The 16,755-nt window shown below is 69.5% G+C and carries 13 protein-coding genes and 1 riboswitch; of the genes, 4 read left to right on the top strand and 9 right to left on the bottom strand.

Annotated features, from left to right (window positions below):
- Positions 1-15: 15 nt before the first annotated feature.
- Complete coding sequence (locus ACXKR8_RS08475; protein WP_458272278.1) at positions 16-3,021, bottom strand: discoidin domain-containing protein; 3,006 nt, start codon at positions 3,019-3,021, stop codon at positions 16-18.
- Positions 3,022-3,458: 437 nt separating this feature from the next.
- Here ACXKR8_RS08475 and ACXKR8_RS08470 point away from each other — a divergent pair, with 437 nt between their 5' ends.
- A complete protein-coding gene (locus tag ACXKR8_RS08470) occupies positions 3,459-7,325 on the top strand; it encodes a CARDB domain-containing protein (RefSeq protein ID WP_458272277.1) in 3,867 nt (1,288 codons plus the stop codon).
- Positions 7,326-7,385: 60 nt separating this feature from the next.
- Here ACXKR8_RS08470 and ACXKR8_RS08465 read toward each other — a convergent pair whose 3' ends face one another.
- Positions 7,386-8,069: a hypothetical protein gene (locus ACXKR8_RS08465; protein WP_458272276.1), complete on the bottom strand. Its 684-nt coding sequence runs from the start codon at positions 8,067-8,069 to the stop codon at positions 7,386-7,388.
- A gap of 564 nt (positions 8,070-8,633) precedes the next feature.
- On the opposite strand from ACXKR8_RS08465, the gene ACXKR8_RS08460 reads away from it, so the two are divergent.
- Together ACXKR8_RS08460 and ACXKR8_RS08455 are read left to right on the top strand one after the other, a co-directional pair.
- Positions 8,634-9,320, top strand: coding sequence for a transglycosylase family protein (locus tag ACXKR8_RS08460; protein ID WP_458272275.1), 687 nt, complete (start codon positions 8,634-8,636; stop codon positions 9,318-9,320).
- A 189-nt stretch (positions 9,321-9,509) separates the two neighbouring features.
- Positions 9,510-9,682, top strand: a riboswitch (cyclic di-AMP (ydaO/yuaA leader).
- Positions 9,683-9,687: 5 nt separating this feature from the next.
- Positions 9,688-10,989 carry a transglycosylase family protein gene (locus tag ACXKR8_RS08455; RefSeq protein WP_458272274.1) on the top strand — a complete coding sequence of 434 codons (1,302 nt, stop codon included), beginning with the start codon at positions 9,688-9,690 and terminating at the stop codon, positions 10,987-10,989.
- Positions 10,990-11,082: 93 nt separating this feature from the next.
- Here the strand turns inward: ACXKR8_RS08455 and ACXKR8_RS08450 are convergent, their stop codons facing one another.
- Together ACXKR8_RS08450 and ACXKR8_RS08445 are read right to left on the bottom strand one after the other, a co-directional pair.
- Complete coding sequence (locus ACXKR8_RS08450) at positions 11,083-11,256, bottom strand: CsbD family protein (protein WP_458272273.1); 174 nt, start codon at positions 11,254-11,256, stop codon at positions 11,083-11,085.
- Between the two features lie 76 nt (positions 11,257-11,332).
- A complete protein-coding gene (locus ACXKR8_RS08445; protein WP_458272272.1) occupies positions 11,333-12,322 on the bottom strand; it encodes an NADPH:quinone oxidoreductase family protein in 990 nt (329 codons plus the stop codon).
- 114 nt (positions 12,323-12,436) lie between these two features.
- On the opposite strand from ACXKR8_RS08445, the gene ACXKR8_RS08440 reads away from it, so the two are divergent.
- Positions 12,437-13,102: a TetR/AcrR family transcriptional regulator gene (locus ACXKR8_RS08440; protein ID WP_458272271.1), complete on the top strand. Its 666-nt coding sequence runs from the start codon at positions 12,437-12,439 to the stop codon at positions 13,100-13,102.
- A gap of 15 nt (positions 13,103-13,117) precedes the next feature.
- On the opposite strand, the gene ACXKR8_RS08435 is transcribed toward ACXKR8_RS08440, so the two are convergent.
- The 5 genes from ACXKR8_RS08435 to ACXKR8_RS08415 form a co-directional block, all read right to left on the bottom strand.
- Positions 13,118-13,561: an AMP-binding enzyme gene (locus tag ACXKR8_RS08435; RefSeq protein ID WP_462100408.1), complete on the bottom strand. Its 444-nt coding sequence runs from the start codon at positions 13,559-13,561 to the stop codon at positions 13,118-13,120.
- The gene (locus ACXKR8_RS08430) at positions 13,537-14,637 is read right to left on the bottom strand and encodes an AMP-binding protein (protein WP_462100407.1); all 1,101 of its coding nucleotides are present in this window, start codon (positions 14,635-14,637) and stop codon (positions 13,537-13,539) included. Before ACXKR8_RS08430 ends, ACXKR8_RS08435 begins: the two co-directional genes overlap by 25 nt.
- Entirely contained in the window at positions 14,634-15,266 is a 633-nt protein-coding gene (locus tag ACXKR8_RS08425) for an HAD family hydrolase (protein WP_458272269.1), read from the bottom strand. The genes ACXKR8_RS08430 and ACXKR8_RS08425 overlap by 4 nt, the downstream gene beginning before the upstream one ends.
- Positions 15,266-15,715: a MaoC family dehydratase gene (locus ACXKR8_RS08420; RefSeq protein ID WP_458272268.1), complete on the bottom strand. Its 450-nt coding sequence runs from the start codon at positions 15,713-15,715 to the stop codon at positions 15,266-15,268. Before ACXKR8_RS08420 ends, ACXKR8_RS08425 begins: the two co-directional genes overlap by 1 nt.
- Positions 15,716-15,855: 140 nt before the next feature.
- Positions 15,856-16,710: an SAM-dependent methyltransferase gene (locus ACXKR8_RS08415; protein ID WP_458272267.1), complete on the bottom strand. Its 855-nt coding sequence runs from the start codon at positions 16,708-16,710 to the stop codon at positions 15,856-15,858.
- Between the last annotated feature and the right edge of the window lie 45 nt (positions 16,711-16,755).

Below are 16,755 nucleotides of genomic sequence, written 5' to 3'. Positions count from 1 at the left end.
CCGGGTGGGGCCGGATCAGGCCGCGAAGGCCTGGAACTCGGAGAGCTGGCCGGCCGGCCAGCCGGTGTTGGCGGTGAAGTTCAGCCGCAGGTAGCGGGTGCTCGCGGCCGGGAAGGTGAGGGTGACGGTGTTCCCGGTGGCGGGGTCGAAGGTGTAGGCGGCGGATGCCTTGAGTGTGGTCCAGCTTGAGCCGTCGGTCGAGCCCTGGACCGAGAGGGTCTGACTACGGGCTGCCCAGGCGGTGGGCGGGGGCAGCTTCAGCACGATCCGGGCGACGCTGGTGGCGCAACCCAGGTCGGTCTGGATCCACTGCGGGAAGGCGTTGTTGTTGCTCTCCCAGTAGCTGTTGGCGTCGCCGTCGACGGCGTTGCCGGGACCGTAGTTCTGGGTGCTGCTGGACGCCGTGGCCGACTTGCCCTGAGCGAGGTTCCCACTGCCGGCGTTGCAGGTCGGCGTGGGGGTCGGCGTGGGCGTCGGCGTCGGTGTGGGAGTGGGGGTCGGGGTCGGGGTCGGCGTCGGGGTGCTGGTCGCGCCGCTGCCGAAGATCTGGAAGTCGGACAGCTGCGCGGCGGGCCACGCCGTGTTGCCAGTGAAGGTGAGCCGCAGGAAGCGGGCGGTGGTCGCCGGGAAGGTGATGGTGGCGGTGTTGCCGGTGGCCGGGTCGAAGCCGTAGCCGGCCGGCGCGCTGATCGCGCTGTAGTTGCTGCCGTCGGTGGAGCCCTGGACCGAGACGGTCTCGGTACGGGCGTTCCACGCGGTGGCCGGCGGCAGCTTCAGGACCACCTTGTTGACGCTGGTGGCGCAAGCCAGGTCGGTCTGGATCCACTGCGGGAAGGCGTTGTTGGCGCTCTCCCAGTAGCTGCTGGCGTCACCGTCGACGGCATTGCCCGCGCCGTAGTTCTGGGTGCTGCTGGAGGCGTTGGCGGTCCGGCCCGAGGCGAGGTTGCCGGTGCCCGAGGGGCAGGACGGCGTCGGCGTGGGGGTCGGGGTCGGCGTGGGGGTCGGCGTCGGCGTCGGAGTCGGGGTGGGCGTGGGAGTGGGGGTCGGGGTCGGGGTCGGGGTCGGGGTGGGCGTCGGGGTCGGTGTGGGGGTGCCGCCACCGCCGTTGGTCGGCACGCCGCCGTAGGTCCAGACCGGGTCCGGCCAGACGCCGGTGCAGGTGGTTCCGACGTTCCAGCCGGAGTTCCCGCCGCCGTCGGCGATCACAAAGCTGGAGCCGACGCAGTTGTGGATCGGGGTGGCCGCCTGGGCGATGTTCTTGGCCTTGACGTTGGTGAAGGTCATGTTCGCCGCGACCTGGGCCTGGATGGCGTAGGTGCCGGCCCCGTCGATGTTCACATTGGTGAAGTTGATGCCGCTGACCGGGCCGTCGATGGCCTGGACCGCCTCGTAGGAGCTGTCCAGGATGTCGGTGTCGGTGACATTGATGGTGGCGCCGGTGATCGGCCCGTTCAAGCCGTCGAACCAGATCGCGCCGACGCCGAACTGCCAGTTGAAGTCATTGTTGCCGGTGCGGATCAGGGTGTTTCTGGCCGCGGTGATGGTTCCGGAGACGGAGGTGCCGTTGCCCGCGGTGACCCCGGGATAGCGGTTGGCGATGTGCAGGCCGCCGCCGTTGGTGATGGTGTCCGCCATCACATTGTCGGAGATGGTGAAGTCCTTGCCGCCGTACGTGACGATGTTGTTCGCCAGGATCGGCAGCACCATGGTGTCGTGGGTGAAGCTGTCGCCCACATTGGGCAGCCGCTCCGGCCAGGAGGCCAGGCCGTCGTCACCGGTGTTGCGCAGAAAGGTGTTGGTGACGGTCGAGTTGGTGACGCCGGTGTGGAAGTTGACGCCGTCGGCGGTCTGGTCCAGGATCCGGCTGTTCTCGATCTTGAAGTTGTCCATCGGGCCGTCCATCCAGGCGCCGACCTTGGTGTGCTGGATCCACAGGTCGTCCAGCACGGAGTTGGACATGGCCCCGCCGATGGCGTTGACCTGGTCGTCGTCCACCCGCTCCTGGACGTCGCCGATGATGGCGAAGTCCTTCAGCACCACGTTCTTGCTGGGGCCGCCGGCCTCCTGCGGCCGGATCGCGCCGCCGTAGCCGCCGCCGGTCACGTACTTGCCGTAGATGCCGGCCGCGTGGCTGCGGTTGACCGGGTCACGGCCGCCCAGCACGGTGTACCAGGGTCCGGCGCCGGCCAGGGTCACCCCGTCCACGACCACATGGTCGTAGAGGGTGTAGTTGCCCTGCGGGAGGTAGACGGTACGGCCCTGCGCCTGGCCCGCGTTGACGGCGGCCTGGATGTCGGCGGTGGAGTCGGTGGCTCCGGTGGGGTCCGCGCCGTAGTCGGCCACCGCGTCAATGGCCCCGGCGGGCTTGGCGATCGGCGGTGCGACGTTCTCGAAGTCCGCCAGGTCGATGGTGAAGGTGGGGGACTGCGCGGTCGAGGAGACCTGCAGTCGGATCTTCGTCCCGATCGGGAGCGTCGAGCCGAACATGGTTCGGGTCTCGTCGAAGAAGTGGTGCGGGTTGGTGTCGCCGGGGTTGTTGTTGAACGGGTAACCCCCGTAGTACCAGCCGTACTTGGAGGTCACCGGCACGCTCTTCAGCTTGCTGCCGTTGGCCAGCAGGTCGATCGAGGCGTCGCGCCCCTTGCCGTCCGCCGAGTCCGGGATGCTGTACCGGAAGTCGATCGAGTTGGCCGGTGCGGTCAGGGTGAACTCGACGTACTGCCCGGTCGCGCTGAGGGTGACCGCCTGTCGGCCCGAGGCCTCCGAGGCGAGGTGCCCGTAGAGCCGGTCGGGGCCGATCACGGTGCCGTTGGTGGCCGCGTACTCGGCCTCCTGTTCGATGAACGGCACTGTCGCACCACGGCCGTTGACGGCCAGCGGGGACAGTGCGGCGACACCTGCCGCATGGGCGGGGGCGGCAGTGGCGATCACGCCGGTCACCAGGCCTGCGCCGGCGAGCGCGGCCGTGGTGAGCAGCGCGATGCCGCGGGAGAGGTGCGGACGTCTCAGGGGCGTCTGCATGGCTGATCCACATCCTTTGGGGCAGCGGGTGGGGATGGTGCTGCCTGCGGAGGCTTCCGTCGCGTGACAGTGAGGTTTCCGCCAGGTGAAGTGAGAGTAGGGGCTACGTTTCATTAAGTCTATGGTGCAGTGCAAAAATGAGACGTAACGTCAGCAAGTTTGCGACTTACGCAAGTTACTTGCAGAGCGCGGTGGCGATCCGCTGCGAACCCGCGCTGTGAGATCCATTGACGTCACCTTAGAGGCTCTGTAACTTCCTGATCGCTAGTTGCAAATTTCTCGCAGCCATGTGCTAACACGCAAGCTGTTACCTGCAATTAGCGATGCTTAGTGCACTCCGCCCTCGCACGGTCGCTCGCCCACCCCCTGTGCGCGCGCCTGCGTTCGTACTACCCACCCGTCGTACCGCAGAAATGCCACGCAAGCAGAGGATGAGCATGCGAAGTAGTGAAAGGTCATCGAGGCTCAGGACAGTCGTCCTGGTGCTGGTCGGGATGCTGGTCGCCATGGTGCCGGTGCTGAACATGGCATCGGCCTCGGCGGCGGGCACCAACCTGGCCCTCGGTAAGACCGCCAGCTCCAGCAGCAGTACTCAGTCGTACAGCGCGAGCAACGTCAACGACGGCGACCAGTCGAGCTACTGGGAGAGTGCCAACAACGCCTTCCCGCAGTGGGTGCAGGTCGACCTCGGCGCCTCGGTCAGCGTCAACCAGGTGGTGCTGAAGCTCCCCGCGCCGACCGCCTGGGCCACCAGGAGCGAGACCCTGACGGTTCAGGGCAGCTCGGACAACAGCAACTTCTCCTCCCTGGTTGCTTCGGCGGCCTACACCTTCAACCCGTCCACCGGCAACACGGTGACCATCGCCGTGCCGACGGTGACGACGCGTTATGTGCGACTGCTGATCACCGCGAACACCGGCTGGCCGGCCGGCCAGATCTCCGAGTTCGAGGTCTACGGGCCCACAGCCGGTGACACCACTCCGCCGACTGCTCCCACTGGTCTTGCGTACACCTCGCCCGCCTCCGGTCAGATCAAGCTGACCTGGAACGCGTCCACGGACAATGTCGGGGTGACCGGGTACGACGTCTACCGCAACGGGGTGCTCGCCACCACCGTCACCGGGCTGACCTACACCGACGCCCAGCCGGACACCGCCACGGTCTCCTACTACGTGCGCGCCCACGACCTGGTCGGGAACCAGTCGGGAAACAGCAACACGGTCACCCGTACCGGCAGCGCCCCGGTGGACACCACGCCGCCGACGGCTCCGGGCAACCTGGCCTACACCTCGCCGGCGTCCGGCCAGATCAAGCTGACCTGGACCGCCTCGACCGACGACACCGGCGTGACCGGCTACGACGTCTACCGCAACGGCGCCCTGGCCACCACGGTGACCGCGCTGACGTACACCGACTCGCAGCCGGACACGGCCACCGTCTCGTACTACGTCAAGGCGCATGACGCGGCCGGGAACCAGTCCGCCGCGAGCAACACCGTCACCCGCACCGGCTCCGGCGGGGGCACGGGGACGAACCTGGCGATCGGCAAGACGATCACCGGCACTCCGGCCACCTTCACCTTCGTCGCCACCAACGCCAACGACGACAGCACCTCGACCTACTTCGAGGGGGCTTCCTACCCCTCGCAGCTCACCGTGCAGCTGGGCGCCAACGCGGATGTCTCCTCGGTGGTGGTCAAGCTGAACCCGGACGCCTCCTGGGGCACCCGTACCCAGACCATCCAGGTGCTGGGCCGTGAGCAGAGCGCGACCGGCTTCACCAGCATCTCGGCCGCGCAGGCCTACACCTTCAACCCGGCCACCGGCAACACCGTCACCATCCCGGTGACCGCGCGGGTGTCCGACGTGGAGCTGTCGATCACCAGCAACACCGGGGCCCCCGGCGGCCAGGCCGCCGAGTTCCAGGTCATCGGCATCCCCGCCCCCAACCCCGACCTGACCGTCACCGCCTCCTCCTGGACCCCGACCGCCCCGGTCGAGACCGACGCGATCACCACCTCGGCCACCGTCAAGAACACCGGCACCGCCGCGGCCGGCGCCACCAACGTCAACTTCTACCTGGGCACCACCAAGGTCGGCACGGCCGCCGTGGCCTCCCTCGCCGCCGGCGCCACCAGCACCGTCAGCGCCAGCATCGGCACCCAGACGGCGGGCAGCTACGCGCTGACCGCCAAGGTCGACGAGGCCAACACCGTCGTCGAAACCAACGACGCCAACAACACCTACACCAACCCCACCAACCTGGTGGTCGCCCCGGTCCAGAGTTCCGACCTGGTCGCCGGCGCGGTCACCTCCAGCCCCAGCACCCCTGCGGCCGGCAACGCCGTGAACTTCGCTGTCACGCTGAAGAACCAGGGCACAGTCGCCACCGCTTCCGGTGCGCACGCCATCACGCTGACCCTGCTCGACAGCAACAACAGCGTGGTCAAGACCCTGACCGGCAGCTACTCCGGCAGCCTGGCTGCTGGTGCCTCCAGCAGCCCGGTCGCTCTCGGTTCCTGGACCGCCGTCAACGGCAAGTACACCCTGCACACGCAGATCGCCGTGGACGCCAACGAACTGCCCGTCAAGCAGGGCAACAACACCTCCGACACCTCCTTCTTCGTCGGTCGCGGGGCGAACATGCCCTACGACGCCTACGAGGCCGAGGACGGCATGATCGGCGGCGGCGCAGCGGTCGTCGGGCCGAACCGCACCATCGGCGACCTGGCCGGTGAGGCCTCCGGCCGCAAGGCGGTCACGCTGAACTCCACCGGCGCGTATGTCCAGTGGAACACCACTGACCCGACCAACACCCTGGTCACCCGCTTCTCCATCCCGGACGCTCCGGGCGGTGGCGGCACCACGGCCACCCTGGACGTCTACGTCAACGGCACCTTCGCCCAGACCATCACCCTGAACTCCAAGTACGCCTGGCTCTACGGCGCCGAGACCGGCCCCGGCAACGACCCGTCCGCCGCCGGGCCGCGTCACATCTACGACGAGGCCCACATCGTCCTGAACACCCCGGTGCCGGCGAACAGTGTGATCCGGCTGCAGAAGGACGCGGCCAACACCTCGCAGTACGCGATCGACTACATCAACACCGAGCAGGTCGCGCCGATCGCCAACCCGGACCCGACCAAGTACCTGGTGCCGGCCGGCTTCGCGCAGCAGGACGTGCAGAACGCCCTGACCACTGTCGCCAACTCCAGCACCTACACCGGCGTCTACCTGCCCGCCGGGCAGTACCAGACCACCGGCAAGTTCCAGATCGGCCAGAAGGCCATCAAGGTCATCGGCGCCGGACCCTGGTACACCCAGTTCAGCACCGACCAGACCCAGGCCAACTCCGACGCCGGCTTCTCGGTCCAGACCAGTGCGAGCGGATCCACGCTCTCCGGGTTCGCCTTCTTCGGGAACTACACCTCCCGCATCGACGGCCCCGGCAAGGTCTTCGACCTCACCGACGTCACCAACCTGACGGTCGACAACGTGTGGATCGAGCACACGGTGGTCGGGATCTGGGGCACCCACGTCAGTGGCCTGACCGCCACCAACATGCGCATCCGCGACACCTTCGCCGACGGCATCAACCTCACCAACGGCAGCCAGAACAACCTGGTCAGCAATGACGAGGCGCGGTCGACCGGTGACGACAGCTTCGCGCTGTTCGCCGCCACCGACCACAACAGTGCGGACCTGTCCGGGAACACCTTCCAGAACCTGACCGCGGTCACCCCGTGGCGGGCGGCAGGCATCGCCGTCTACGGCGGCGAGAACAACACCCTGCAGAACCTGTACGTGGCCGACACGCTCACCTATGCGGGCATCACCATCAGCTCGCTGAACTTCGGCTACCCCTTCCAGGGCTTCGGCACCCAGCCGACGACCATCCAGAACGCCTCGCTGGTACGCGACGGCGGGCACTTCTGGGGCGGGCAGGTCTTCCCGGCGATCTGGGTCTTCTCCGCGACCCAGCCGTTCCAGGGGATCAGGGTCAACAACGTGGACATCACCGACCCGACGTACTCCGGCATCATGTTCCAGACGGACTACTCGGGCAGCACTCCGCTCAACCCGGTGACCGACACCATCTTCACCAATGTGTCCATCACCGGCGCGCAGCAGAGCGGTGACGCCTACAACGCCAAGTCCGGCTACGGCATCTGGGCCAACCAGCAGCCCGAGTCCGGACAGGGCCCGGCGGTCGGTACCGCCGTGTTCAACCACCTCACCGAGAGCAACAACTTCGTCAACATCCAGAACACCACCTCGACGTTCACGATCACTGTGAACCCGTAGCACGGAGCAACAGCAGTGCCCCGGAGGCAGAACGCTTCCGGGGCACTGCTGTTACTGCTGTCAGGCCGGGAGGCCGACACCGACCGCCGCGACCGTGGCCGTGACCACGGCCAGGGTGTCGGTGACCAGAGCGGTCAGTGCGGCGGTGACCGCGGCGACATCCGTCGCCTGTACCGCGGCGACCAGCGCGGCGGCGTCCTTCTGCAGCGTGGCCAGCGCGTCCGGAACACTCGCCGGGACGGGCACGGGTACGGGCAGCGGCGGCACCGGGGCGGACACCGGCGGCACCGGCACCGGAACGGGCAGCGGCGGCGCGGGAATCGGCAGGCCGTGGATCGGAGCCGACTTCACCGGGGCCTTCACTGGAGCCTTGACCGGAGCCTTCGCCAGGACCTTGGACGGCGCCGCCGGAACGGCCGGCGCGGCCGGCAGCGCGGTGGTGAGGACCTTGCCCGCGCTGGTCAGGGTGGCGAGCTTGGCCTGCAGGTCGGCCGGCGACGGAGCCGGCGCGGTGGCGGTGGCGCTCGACACGAGGCTCGACACGGCCTCGGTCACGCCGCCCAGCGCACCGAGCGCGCCCAGGGTCGCGGCCGGATCGGGGGCCGCGGGCAGTGCTGCCTGCGGCTGCACGGACGTGCCGTGGTCCACCGGAGTGGCGGACGCGCTGGGCACAACAGCACCCGTGATCACCGTCGAGGCCAGGACAGCACAGGCGAGCGTGGTGCGAATGCGAACGATACGCATGGAAAAACCCTTACTTCGGAACTGAGTGGGACAGTCCCACGGTCACCTTGCTCACTACACTCGGCAACCGGACGCACCCATACGGTGATCGGCCCCTTCATTGCGGCCCAGGTCACATCGCCGTCCTTCGATTGAATGAAAACGAAGATCATCAGTGACCGGCGGCTGATGAGTACTGACTGTGCGTGGACTGTGTGTGGCAGCTCACTCGACTGGAGCGTGGTCTAGACCACAAAGATCACCTCTGGCGGGGTGGTTCGGTGCCAGCAGGGGCCTGAATACAGGCTTAATACCGCCGGTAACAGTGCTCTGATCTGGGACTTTGCTGGGATCGTTGATGTCCGGGGGTTTGTTGCCTACGGTCGAAGACGTGCACTGAGCACCTCCCGGGTTCGCCCGCTTTCGCTTGATGTCTCCGCCTCCACCTGTCCGGTAGGCGGTCAGCAGCGGGCCCCGGGGACGGCCACCGGCCGTCCTCCTGTCACGTCGCGGCGTACCTGTAGCGCGCCTCCTGCGCGCCGACGCCGACGCCGTGCTGACCCCGGGACCTGTCGAAAGGACTCCATGAACTTCCGTCACGCCACCGCCACCACCGCTGCCACCGCCACCACCAGGAAGAACCGCCTGCGGGCGGCCCTGGCCGTCGGCGTGGTCGCCGCCGTCCCGGTGGTCGGCCTGGTCAGCGCGACCGGCGCCTCGGCCGCGGACTCCTCCACCTGGGACAAGGTCGCCAGCTGCGAGAGCACCAACAACTGGTCCGCCAACACCGGCAACGGCTTCTACGGCGGCCTGCAGTTCACCCCCTCCACCTGGGCCGCCTTCGGCGGCACCGCCTACGCCGCCTCCGCGGACCAGGCCAGCCAGGGCCAGCAGATCGCCGTCGCCGAGAACGTCCTGGCCGCCCAGGGCCCCGGCGCCTGGCCCGTCTGCGGCCCCGAGGCCGGCCTCACCGCCGGCGGCACCCCCGCCACCGTCGACACCACGACCCCGGCCACCAGCACCCCGGCCGCCACCAGCGACGACACCGCCCCGGCCGCGACGAGCACCCCCAGCACCGACACCAGCACCAGCACCGAGAGCGCCCCCGCGGCCACCGGCGCCGGCAGCTACACCGTCCAGTCCGGCGACACCCTGGGCTCCATCGCCGCCGCCCACGGCACCGACTGGCAGTCCCTGTACAGCGCCAACCAGAGCGTGATCGGCGCCGACGCCGACACCATCTACCCCGGCCAGACCCTCACCATCGGCTAGTCCCAGAGCAGTCGAGCAACACCCGCTGCGGCGCGGCACCCATACCCCCGGGTGCCGCGCCGCAGTGTTAAACGTGACGGACGTCATACTCAGTTGTAGTTTGCTGCCCGGTGTGCGTATGTTTCTGCTCGCCGCACTTAAGCGGAACAGACAAATCCGGAACGCCGAGTCCTGCCGCCGGAGACGTCGAAGACCCACACACCGCACCACGGCAGGAGCGGGGGAACCAGGTTTGCCGCTGTGATCGGCGCTCTTCTCTGAGCGTCTGTCATCACAGCTAGGGGTGAAGCCGTGCAGCGCACGGCCGGGCAACTCCAGCCCGAATCCGACAGCTCACCTCGCAGGCGTGGGAGAGGAACGCTGTTCCATGCTGTCCACCAACGGGCGCCACCGCGCCGTCAAGTCCCGCCGTAGCCGTACCCAGCGTCTGATCGCCTCGGCCGGACTGACCGGTGTCGGGCTCGCCATCCCGCTCGTGAGCGCCACCAGCGCCTCGGCCGCGACCGTCAGCACCTGGGACGCCGTCGCCAACTGCGAGAGCACCGGCAACTGGGCCATCAACACCGGCAACGGCTACTACGGCGGCCTGCAGTTCTCCGCCGACACCTGGGCGGCCTACGGCGGCACCCAGTACGCGTCCAGCGCCGACCAGGCCACCAAGAGCCAGCAGATCGCCGTCGCCGAGAAGGTGCTCGCCTCCCAGGGCCCCGGCGCCTGGCCGGTCTGCGGCCCCCAGGCCGGTCTGACCGCCGGCGGCGCTCCCGCCAACGTCGACACCTCCTCCTCGGGCTCCTCCAGCAGCTCCTCGGACTCCAGCTCGGCCTCCACCCCCAGCTCGACCTCCAGCTCGAGCTCGGACGACTCCGCGTTCGCCAACAAGGTGAAGGCTGCCGCGAACGCGGCGTCGACCTCCACCTCGTCCTCCTCCTCGACCGCGGGCACCTACACCGTGGTCGCCGGCGACTGGCTCTCCACCATCGCCCAGAAGGAGAACGTCTCCGGCGGATGGCAGCGTCTCTACGCCCTCAACCGGGGCACCCTCACCGAGGGCCCGGACGTCATCTACCCCGGTGAGCAGATCAAGCTGGGCGGGGCGGCCACGACGCCCAGCTCCACCCCGTCCAACGACTCGTCGTCCAGCGCCACCGACTCCAGCGCCTCGACCTCCACGGACGACTCCTCGTTCGACGCCAAGGTGGAGGCCGCTGCCGGCGGCCAGTCCAGCTCCTCGGACAGCAGCTCGGCCAGCACCTCGGCGACCAGCTCCGACAGCAGCGCCTCCTCGGCTTCCGACAGCACCGCTTCGGGCAGCATGAGCGCGGCCATCGCCTTCGCCGAGGCCCAGGTCGGCAAGCCCTACGTCTACGGCGGCACCGGCCCCTCGGTCTGGGACTGCTCCGGTCTGACCCAGGCCGCGCTGGCCAAGGCCGGGATCTCGATCCCGCGCACCAGCGAGGACCAGGCCGCGGCCAGCACCCGGGTCTCGCTGGACTCGCTCCAGCCCGGCGACCTGCTGTTCTGGTCCAGCGACGGCACTGCCGCCGGCGCCTACCACGTCGCCATCTACACCGGTAACGGCGGCTACGTCGAGGCCGCCAACCCCAGCGCCGGCGTCAAGACCGACACCATCAGCGACTGGGCCCCGGACTTCGCCGGCCGCATCGGCTGACCCAGTCAGGCTGTGAACGTCACGCGATAAAACCGCCGATGGCCCCTCAGGAAACTGAGGGGCCATCGGCCGTTGTGCTTCCCATGCGGGGAATCAGTCCTTGAAGGCGTCCTTGGCCTTTTCGGCGGCCTGCTTGGCGTCGCCCTTGACCTGGTCGGCCTTGCCCTCGGCCTGCAGCCGCTCGTTGCCCACGGCCTTGCCTGCCGCCTCCTTGACCTTGCCCTTGAGCTTGTCGGCAGTGTTCTTGGCCTTGTCCTCGGTGCTCATGCGGGGCTCCTTCGCTCTCGGGTCTTTGCTGCTCAACCCGCGCCTACCCGAGGTTCCGCAGGGCACGCCCCCCTCTTTACGGCAGGACCACCAGCCGGCCCACGCTGTCGCCGGCGCCCAGCCGGGTGAGGCCTTCGGGGGCCTGGTCGAGGGAGAGGCGGCCGCCGATCAGCGGGGCGATCGCGCCGGTCGCGGCGAGTTTGCCCAGCTCCGCGTGTGCGGCCGTGATCTCGGCGGGTGCGTACTGCTTGTAGAGGCCCCAGTGCAGCCCGACGATCGAGTAGTTCTTCACCAGGGCGTGGTTCAGGGCCGGGGTCGGCACCGTGCCGCCGGCGAAGCCGACCACCAGGATCCGCCCCTCGAAGGCCACGCACTTGGCCGAGGCCGTGTAGGCGTCGCCGCCGACCGGGTCGAAGACCACGTCCGCGCCGCGTCCGCCGGTCGCCTCCTTGACCGCGCGGACGATGTCGGTGTCGGCGTCGGTTCGGTCGATGACCACCTCGGCCCCGAGCTGCCGCGCGACCTCGGCCTTGGCGGCGCCGCCGACCACCGCGAGCACCCGGGCCCCGGCGGCCCGGCCCAGCTGGATGGCCGCACTGCCGACCCCGCCGGCCGCGGCGTGCACCAGCAGCGTCTCGCCCGGCTGCAGCCGGGCCCTGCGGTGCAGGCCGAACCATCCGGTCTGGTAGGCGATGTGCAGGGCGGAGGCCTGGGCGTCGTCCAGCGACTCGGGGGCCGGGAACAGATCCGTCGCCTCGGCCAGCGCGAACTCCGCGAGCGAACCGTGCGGCAGGGCCGGGTTGCCGATCACCCGGTCGCCGACGGTGAGGCCGGTCACGCCCTCGCCCAGTTCGTCCACCTCGCCGCACAGCTCGACCCCGGGGGTGAACGGCAGCTCGGGCCGGATCTGGTAGGTGCCCCGGCACAGCAGCACGTCAGGGAAGTTCAACGCCGCCGCCCGCACTCTGAGCCGGACCTGCCCGGGCCCGGGCTGTGGCGTGGCGATGTCCACCAGCTCCAGCGCCGAACCGGGCTCGCCGTGCGTCCGCACCTGCCATGCCTTCACGTGGACTCCTTCTCCTGCGACTCTGCCTCTACAACGGACTAAGCACCCGCTTAGAATGCTGATGTGGGAGTGTGCTGTCAACGCTCGCTATCGACCGACCGGAAGGCCGTGCACGTGACCCCCGAACCCGCCGAGGCCACCGTCCTGCTCGCCGAGGTCTTCTCCGCGGACCTCCAGGAGGCCTGGCGGGAGGTCCAGCCGGACACCGCGCGCCGGCTGCTGATCGCCGCGGTCGACGCCTTCGCGGCGCGCGGCTTCCACGCGACCACGACCAGGGACATCGCCTCGGGCGCGGGGATGAGCCCGGCGGGCGTGTATGTGCACTACCGCTCCAAGGAGGAGCTGCTGCACCAGATCACCCTGATCGGGCATCAGCACACGCTCCGGCTGATCCGGGCGGTGTCCGCCACCGCCCAGGAGCCGGTCGGCCGGCTGCACGCGGTGATGCGCGACCTGACCACCTGGCACGCCCGGCACCACACCACCACCCGGGTGATCGAGTACGAGCTGCACTCGCTGTCCGCCGAGCACCACGCCGCGGTGCTGCTGCTGCGCCGGGAGATCGACGGCCTGGTCCGCCGGATCCTGGAGGACGGGGTGCGCCAGGGCGTGTTCGACGTGCCCGATGTGACCACGACCACCCTGGCGCTGCTCTCCCTCTCGGTCGACGTGGCGCGCTGGTACCACACCCCGGCCCGGCTCCCGGAGGACCGGCTCGGCCGGCTCTACGCGGATCTGGCGCTGCGCATGGTCGGCAGCGAACCGCTGTCGGCACCGTGATGACCAGAGCACTTGTCAGCCCAGCCGCAGCTCCCGCTTGAGCAGCTTCCCGGTGGCGTTCTTGGGCAGTTCGGGGAGGATCCGCACCTCGCGCGGGCACTTGTAGCCGGCCAGCCGCTCCCGGCAGTAGCCGATGATCTCCTCGGCGTCGGCCGCGGCCCCGGGCCGCAGCGACACCACGGCCACCACCTCCTCGCCGAGCCGCTCGTCCGGCCGTCCGATCACCGCCGCCTCGGCGATCGCGGGGTGGGTGTAGAGGACCTCCTCCACCTCCCGCGGGTAGACGTTGTAGCCGCCGCGGATGACCAGGTCCTTCACTCGGTCGACGATGAACAGGAAGCCGTCCTGGTCCTGGTAGGCCAGGTCGCCGGTGTGCAGCCAGCCGTCGCGGAGCGCCTCGGCGGTGGCCTCCGGATTGCGGTAGTAGCCCTTCATCACATTGTGTCCGCGCAGCAGCACCTCGCCGATGTGCTCGGCGCCGGGCGGGAGTTCACGTCCCTCGGGTCCACGATCCTGGCCTCGACGCCCCAGATCGGCTTGCCGATGGACAGCACCCGGCGTTCTTCGGGGCTGGGGTTCATGGTGGCGGTGCTGGCGGTCTCGGACAGGCCGTAGCCCTCCAGCACGGCCACCCCGAAGCGTGCTTCGAAGGCCGTCATCAGGGCCTCCGGCATGGCCGCGCCGCCCGAGCAGGCGACCCGGAGCCGGGACAGGTCCCGCCCGGAGCTGTCCGCCTGGAGCAGGGCGTGGAACATGGTCGGCACACCGACGAAGACGCTCACGCCGTGGTCGTGCATCGCGTCGAGCACCAGGCCGATGTCGAAGCGCGGCACGACCGACAGCGTCCCGCCGTAGCGGACCCCGAGGTTGACCACGCTGGACAGCCCGTAGACATGGAAGAACGGGAGCACCGCCAGGCTGACGTCGTCCGGCTGCACGCCGAACGCCGCGCCTGCGGTGGTGCAGTTCATGAAGAGCTGGAAGTGGGTCAGCTCGGCCCCCTTGGGCCGGCCGGTGGTGCCGCTGGTGTAGATGATCACGGCGGTGTCGTCCGCGTTGGTGGCGAGGATGTCGCGGGTGTCCGCGCCGGGGAGGTCGGCGCAGAGGCTCGCGAACGCCGACTCGCCCTCGACCGGGTCCGACCGGCCGACCAGGCACAGCGACAGGTCCTCGATCCCGGCCGCGGCCTTCCTCGCCTCGGGTGCGCAGGCGTCGAAGGTGATCAGCAGCCGGGCCTGGGAGTCCAGCAGCTGGTGCGTGATCTCGGCGGCCTTGAGCAGCGGGTTGAGCGGGACCATCACCAGCCCCGCCTTGAGGATGCCGAAGTACGCCAGCAGGAACTCCGGGATGTTGGGCAGCTGGACTGCCACTTTGTCGCCGCGGACCAGCCCGGCCGCCCGCAGGTTGGCGGCGACCAGGCCGGAGCCCCGGTCCAGCTCGGCGTAGCTGGTGCTCTGGTCGCCGGCCCGGAGGCAGGCCTTGTCGGGGTGCGCGGTGGCGGACTCCCGCAGCATGGTCGCCAGATTGAAGCTCATGACTGCCGTCCCTGCGTCGCTGGGCCCTGGAGGTCGATGGTGAGCAGGTCCGCGAGCTCGGCGAGCGTGCGGTCCGTGCTGACATGGTGCACGGTGGCCATCCCGAGGTCACGTGCGGGAGCGAGGTTGCCGCGCAGGTCGTCGACGAAGACGCACTGCTCCGGGCGCAGCCCCAGCGAGCGGGCGCCCAGCTCGTAGATCTCCGGGGCCGGTTTGCGCACGCCGACCGCGCCGGAGATCACCACCCCGTGGAACAGCTCGGCCAGCAGATCCGCCGGATAGCCGGACAGGCCCCAGGAGTTGGAGACCAGGCCGGTGGCCAGGCCCTGGCTGCGCGCCGCCGCGACCGCCGCGCACATCCGCGGGTCGGGCTGGACCGAGCCGAGCAGCCGCTCGATCAGACCGGTCGGCTCCACGCCCAGCAGCTGTCCGAAGCCCTGCTCGAACTCGGCCTCGGGCAGCACGCCCGTTTCCAGGCCGATCAGCAGCTCGCGGGCGGTCGGGTCGCTGCGGAACAGTTGGGCGACGGTGTCAGGGGCGATCCCCTCGCGCTCGCCGAAGGCGGCGAAGGCCGCGAAGACATCGGTGGTCAGTACCCCGCCCCAGTCGACCAGCAGTCCAGTGATCATCAGAAGTACATCCGGGACACCGACTCGGCCACACAGACCGGCTTGTCCCCGCCCTCGCGCTCGATCGTCACCTTGGTGACGATCTGCACTCCGCCGGGGACGTCGCCGACCTCCAGCAGGACGACCCGGCCGCGCACCCGGGAGCCGACCGGCACCGGGGCGGGGAAGCGCACCTTGTTGGTGCCGTAGTTGACCCCCATCCGCACCCCGGCGACCTCGCACAGCCCCTCACCGATGACCGGCAGCAGGGAGAGGGTCAGGAAGCCGTGGGCGATGGTGGTGCCGAAGGGGCCCTTGGCGGCGCGCTCGGGGTCGGTGTGGATCCACTGGTGGTCACCGGTCGCCGAGGCGAACTGGTCCACCTGGTGCTGGTCGATCCGGATCCAGTCGCTGACACCGAGTTCGGAGCCGACCGCCGCCCGCAGGTCGTCCAGCGTGGCGAAGCCCATGTGTTTCCTCCATTGACCGCGGTCGGTCGACTTTGACCGAGCTGACTAAGCGCTCACTTAGCATTGCCGCGAGGTCAGGAGCTGTCAATGGTCGGCTCGGGCGCCGCCCCCGTCAGCGGTCGCCGGTCAGCGGTCGCCGGTCAGCGGCCGAGTCGGCCGACCGCGCCGTAGCAGGAGACGGCCTCGATGCTGGGACGCGGCTGCGGGAGGAAGTCCGCCTGCCAGCGGGAGACGTCGACCACGCCGGGCGGGACCAGCTCCAGGCCCTCGAAGAAGCGCGCGATCTCCTGGCTGCTCCGCTGCTGCAGGCCCATCCCGGCCCGGTTGTAGGTGGCCACCAGGGCCGCCGCCTCGGCCGGCGCGTGGTCCGCGGTGATGTGCGAGACCTCCAGGTAGCTGCCCGGGGCCAGCGCGGCCAGCAGCTGCTGGACCACCTGGTAGGGCTTGTCCTGGTCGGTCAGGAAGTGCAGCACGGCGTTGAGGATCAGCCCCACCGGGCGGTCCAGATCCAGGGTCTGCCGGAGCTGCGGCTGCTCCAGGATCGCGCCCGGATCACGCAGGTCCCCGAGCAGGTACACGGCTGCGCCCTCGGCGCGTCCGGCGCCGAGCGAGCGGGCGTGGGCCACCACGGCCGGGTCGTGGTCGACGTAGACGACACGGGAGTGCGGCTGCAGGTCCTGGGCGATCTCATGGGTGCTGCGGGCGGTCGGGAGCCCCGCGCCGATGTCCAGGAACTGGTCGATCCCGGCGTCCTCGACCAGGTACTCCACCGCCCGGCCGAGGAAGGCGCGGTTCTCCAGCGCGGTGATCCGCAGGCTGGGGAAAGCACGCAGCGCCTCGTCGGCGGCGACCCGGTCGACCGGGAAGTTGTCCTTGCCGTGCAAGTAGTAGTCGTACATCCGGGCGGCCTGCGCGGAGGAGATGTCCACTCCTGGCGGCAGCGCGGATCCGAGCTGTACGTCTTCCCGACCGGGTTCCCGCGATTCCTGTGGCACGTCCTGCACCCTACCCCGGGCGTGGCTGGACAATTTCTTGATCAC

Source organism: Streptacidiphilus sp. PAMC 29251, assembly GCF_054208735.2.
The sequence above is the reverse complement of the archived record's forward strand: the minus strand, read 5'-3'. Positions and strand labels throughout refer to the sequence as shown.